Here is a 3,680-nt window from a genome sequence, read left to right as displayed (position 1 = left end):
CGGAGCGTGTTGCTCCGGCCCGCCTCGCGCATCATCCACCCCTACCTGCTTCCGCACTTCCGCACTTCCGCACTTCCGCACTCCCGCGCTCCCGCGCTCCCGCGCTCCCGCACTCCCGCACGCGCGTACCCCTACACGCGTACGCGCTCGCATGCACACGCGCGGGCTGGCGGAAACCCGCGTGGGAGCGTACTTTGTCGGTCCATCCGAGGCCCCGTTCCAGGGGCACCGCACCGCCCTGGCGGGGTAGTACATCCGCTGCGCTCAAACGCGCTTCAGGCAACAACTTCCCGCACCGTTCCACGATACCCGGATGTCCGACGACTTCACGCCCGAGCCGCCCGAGATGGACGGCGGCGACGATCCCATCGAGCTGCCCGCGACCGGGTCGCGCGTTCGTCCGCGCCTGATCGAGGACGAGATGCGCGAGTCGTTCATCGACTACTCGATGAGCGTCATCGTGCAGCGCGCCCTGCCGGACGTGCGCGACGGCCTGAAGCCGGTGCATCGCCGCATCCTGTACGCCATGCAGGAGGCCGGCCTGGTCCCCACGCGCCCGTACAAGAAGTGCGCGACGGTGGTGGGCGACGTGCTGGGCAAGTACCACCCGCACGGCGACCAGTCAGTGTACGACGCCCTCGTGCGCATGGTGCAGGACTTCTCCCTGCGCTACCCGCTCATCGACGGCCAGGGCAACTTCGGTTCGCTGGACGGCGACAGCGCGGCGGCGTACCGGTACACGGAAAGCCGCCTGGCGCCGCTGGCCACCGAGATGCTGGCCGACATCGACAAGGAGACGGTGGACTTTTCGCCCAACTACGACGACCGGCTCATGGAGCCGCGCGTGCTGCCGGCGAAGTTCCCCAACCTGCTCGTCAACGGCTCCAGCGGCATCGCCGTGGGGATGGCCACCAACATTCCGCCGCACAACCTGCGCGAGGTGGTGGCGGCGTGCGTGCACCTGATCGACAACCCCGACTGCACCTGGGAAGACCTGCACAAGTTCGTGCGCGGGCCCGACTTTCCCACGGGCGGCGTCATCTACGGCATCGACGGGATCCGCGAGGCGTACGAGAACGGCCGCGGCCGGGTCGTCGTACGTGCGCGGGCGACCATCGAGGAGCGCGAGGGCGGCAAGGGCGAGCGCATCATCATCACCGAGGTGCCGTTCCAGGTGAACAAGGCGCGCGTCATCGAGCACATCGCCGAGCTGGTGCGCGACAAGAAGCTGGAGGGGATCGCCGACCTGCGCGACGAGAGCTCCAAGACCATTCGCGTAGTCATCGACCTCAAGCGCGACGCCATTCCCCATATCGTGCTCAACCAGCTGTACAAGCACACGCAGCTGCAGAGCACCTTCGGCGTGATCATGCTGGCGCTGGTGGGCGGCGTGCCGCGCGTGCTGGGGCTGCGCGACATCATCTACCACTTCGTGCAGCACCGGCACGAGGTGGTGGTGCGGCGGACGACCTTCGAGCTGCGCAAGGCGAAGGAGCGGGAGCACATCCTGGAAGGCCTCAAGATCGCCGTCGACAACATCGACGAGGTCATCACCATCATCCGCGGCAGCGACACCACGGCCGAGGCCGGGACGCTGCTGCGCGAGCGGTTCGCGCTGAGCGAGCGGCAGTCCGACGCCATCCTGAACATGCGCCTGGCGCGGCTTACGGGGCTGGAGATCGAGCAGCTGGAGGCGGAGCTCAGCGAGGTGCGCGCGACCATCGCCGACCTCGAGGACATCCTGACCAACCTGGAGCGCCGCAAGGGGATCATCAAGGACGAGCTGACCGAGGTGGCCGACAAGTTCGGCGACGAGCGGCGCACGGACCTGCTGGGGATGACGGGCGCGTTCACCATCGAGGACCTGATCCCCGACGAGGAGATGGTGATCACGGTGTCGCACAGCGGCTACATCAAGCGCGTGCCCAGCGACACCTACCGGGCGCAGGCGCGGGGCGGGCGCGGCATCGAGGGGATGAAGACCAAGGAAGAGGACTGGGTGGAGCACCTGTTCCTGGCCAACACCCACGACTACCTGATGTTCTTTACGCAGGACGGCCAGTGCTACTGGCTCAAGGTGCACGAGGTGCCGGTGGGCAGCCGCAACAGCCGCGGCAAGCCGGTGGTGAACCTGATCAACATCGAGCCCGACGAGAAGATCGCGGCGCTGGTGCCGGTGCGTAAGTTCAGCCACGAGCGGTCGCTGATCTTCGCCACCCGCAAGGGCGTGGTGAAGAAGACGTCGCTGGCGGCGTACGGCAACCCGCGGCGGGTGGGGATCAACGCCATCAACGTCATCGAGGGCGACGAGCTGATCTCGGTGGCGCTGGCCGACCCGGGGTGCCACGTGGTGCTGGCCACGCGCGACGGCATGGCCATTCACTTCGAGGACAGCCGGCTGCGGCAGCTTTCGCGCGCCACCACGGGCGTGCGCGGCATCATGCTGGAGGGTGACGACCTGGTGATCGGCATGGTGGTCACCGGGCCGGGAAGCACGCTGCTGGCGGTGACGGAGCTGGGCTTCGGCAAGCGCACCGACCTGGACGCGTACCGGGTGCAGAACCGTGGCGGCAAGGGCGTCATCAACATCCGGGTGACGGAAAAGACCGGCCGCGTGGTGAGCATCATGGAGGTGCACCCGGGCGACGAGCTGATGATGATCACCCGCCAGGGCGTCATCATCCGCAGCCCGGTGGACCAGATCCGGGTGATCGGGCGCAACACGCAGGGCGTCAAGCTGATCAACCTGGGCCCCAAGGACGCGGTGATGGACGTGGCCCGCGTGGTGAGCGAGGACGAGGAGCCGCAGCCCATCAGCACCGAACTCCCCGCGAGCCAGGAGGTGGTCGATTCGACCGCGCTGGAGGAGGCGCTGGGGCTGGACGACGCGGATGACGACGACCTCGCCGACGAGCCCGAGGACTTCATCGAGGAGGACGAAGGCCCCGACTCGGTGGACGAGCTGCTGGACGACGACGGGGTGTAGTCGGCGGTGATGGATGGATGCGGACGGGGCGGCAGCGATGCCGCCCCGTTTGCGTTGTGGGGATAGGGGACAGGGTACAGGGGACAGGTTACAGCGGGCGATGCATCCCGCGGACGACGCGGGGGGACGCTGCGGGAAACGCGGGGTTCCGAAATCCACGGAATTCCGGAGAACCGTGGGTTTCCGCGGCCCGCGAAACCCGACCCGCGAATCACGAATCACGACCCGCGAACCCGCCAACCACGGGCTAAAGCCCGCGGCTAGGAATGCCATAAGCCCCGTCTCGGCTCGCTGCGCTCGCCGAACGGGGCTTCAACTTCTCGCGGACCGCAGACCTCGCACATCGGCGAGCGCTCCCGGTATGACACCGGCCCGTGCAGACGGGACCGTTCCCCGGACCCACATCGTCAACCGCGCGCCGGCCCCCGCCGGCCCGAGCAGGTGAAGCCCGGTTCGGCGAGCGGTAGCGAGCCGAGACCGGGCTTATCGCAGTTCCAGCCTGCGGCTTTAGCCGCCGGTGCTGGACCGAGCCGTCTGGACGGCACCATGCCGGCCCGCCCGCGACGGCCCCGTTCACCCGTTCACCCGTTCACCCGTTCACCCGTTCACCCGTTCACCCGTTCACCCGTTCACCCCTTCACCCCTTCACCCCTTCACCCCTTCACCCCTTCACCCCTTCACCCCTTCACCCCTT

1 protein-coding gene is annotated in these 3,680 nt (G+C 68.0%); it reads left to right on the top strand.

Annotated elements, in window-relative coordinates; translation table 11 throughout:
- Positions 1–313 precede the first annotated feature (313 nt).
- A complete protein-coding gene (gyrA, locus tag VGC13_RS06565; protein ID WP_331124425.1) occupies positions 314–2,986 on the top strand; it encodes a DNA gyrase subunit A in 2,673 nt (890 codons plus the stop codon).
- The last annotated feature ends 694 nt before the right edge of the window (positions 2,987–3,680 follow it).

Source organism: Longimicrobium sp. (genome assembly GCF_036399255.1).
Lineage (GTDB): Bacteria > Gemmatimonadota > Gemmatimonadetes > Longimicrobiales > Longimicrobiaceae > Longimicrobium.
Note: the sequence above shows the minus strand (reverse complement) of the source record. Positions and strands in the feature narration are given on the sequence as shown.

Excerpts from the sequence above, each read along its gene's own strand:
- gyrA (WP_331124425.1), top strand. The coding sequence starts at position 314 with ATGTCCGACGACTTCACGCCCGAGCCGCCCGAGATGGACGGCGGCGAC.